Source organism: Sphingobium sp. AS12 (assembly GCF_019097845.1).
In the GTDB taxonomy this organism is placed as follows: domain Bacteria; phylum Pseudomonadota; class Alphaproteobacteria; order Sphingomonadales; family Sphingomonadaceae; genus Sphingobium.
The window spans coordinates 1-1,116 of record NZ_JAHRGM010000005.1 but is presented as its reverse complement, the minus strand read 5'-3'; the positions used below and the strand labels follow the sequence as shown (position 1 = coordinate 1,116).

Sequence of the window (1,116 nt, the reverse complement as noted above, 5' to 3'; positions counted from 1 at the left end):
TTTTTTCTTATATTTTATTGTTAGGCGCGCCCCATCTCTCACCACATTCGGTTTCTGATATGTAATTCTGGACTTCTTTAAGATTGCTACAACAGTGAGAAAAGTCAAAATAGCTCCTAGTAAAAGCATAGAAGCCTCTATATTAACCTCCCACAATAGCAACATTCCCAAGCCAAAGTCCAGAAAAATCATACCTCTCCGAATTTACCACCCTGCAGTTCTGAATCCGCCTTGTAGCCAAGGGGTCTCCGCAATGCCAGAGATGTTCACATGTTCCCGGGTTTCGGCACCATATGTCCCGCGCGCTCTGTATTTCTCGCCAGCAAGAAATCATACACGGGACACTCGGATCCTTCTGCAGACAAGCTTTAATGCGTCTTGAGAGGAGAGCATAAGCTTACCAGAGCGGAGACCCCGAGCCAAGAATCCCGTCCCCTAATAAAGGCTGGCAACCGCCGCCTCGGACGTGTCACCCCATGATTGGCTGCAGCTCATCCGGCCATATGACGCCACGGAATAGGCAGAGATCAAGGAATGGAAAATTACCCAGCGCCTGCGCAATAATCTTGTTTACATTCGGTGCCTGCCGGATGCAGGCGCCATCTTGTAATGGAGAATGCAGGGACGGCTCCCTACAGATCCCCCTTTTTTTATTAATTAATGATAAGGCTTTATATTTTTACAAGCAAATAGGTCACCCATATGTTGAGGGATAGAGGCAGAGGTTGTACCTTCCCAATCAAATATTAAGACTGTGTACAAGAGTCGCCATCAGGCTGTTAGCTTGACCCGAAGCACTCTCGACCTGTCCTCTGCCGTTTTTCTGGGAAAGGGAGACTAGGGCAGGCAACCCTTATGCAGGACAACATGCCTCCCAGAGAAGCCTGCATATTGGGCAACTCTCTGTGCGATGCCTTGCTCGACATCCCTCATGGGCTGCTCAAGCCAGGCACTCTACCCTGTGCAATGAGCCTAGGCTCCGGGTGTGCAAGAGCTGTCTGGCCAGCGGCCTATTGCTTCCTTGTTCCAAAGCTACAAGCGCTTGGGCGATAACCACCTTGTCTCTCTTAGTTTGAGCCCTGAGCCTACAGACCAGCCAGAGAAGCAACATCAATC

Annotated in this window: 1 protein-coding gene; it reads right to left on the bottom strand. The window is 49.6% G+C overall.

The features are described 5' to 3' along the window. Nucleotides 1-192: hypothetical protein (locus tag KRZ98_RS05030; protein ID WP_217672579.1), on the bottom strand; the 192-nt coding region annotated here is incomplete at its 3' end. Between the last annotated feature and the right edge of the window lie 924 nt (nucleotides 193-1,116).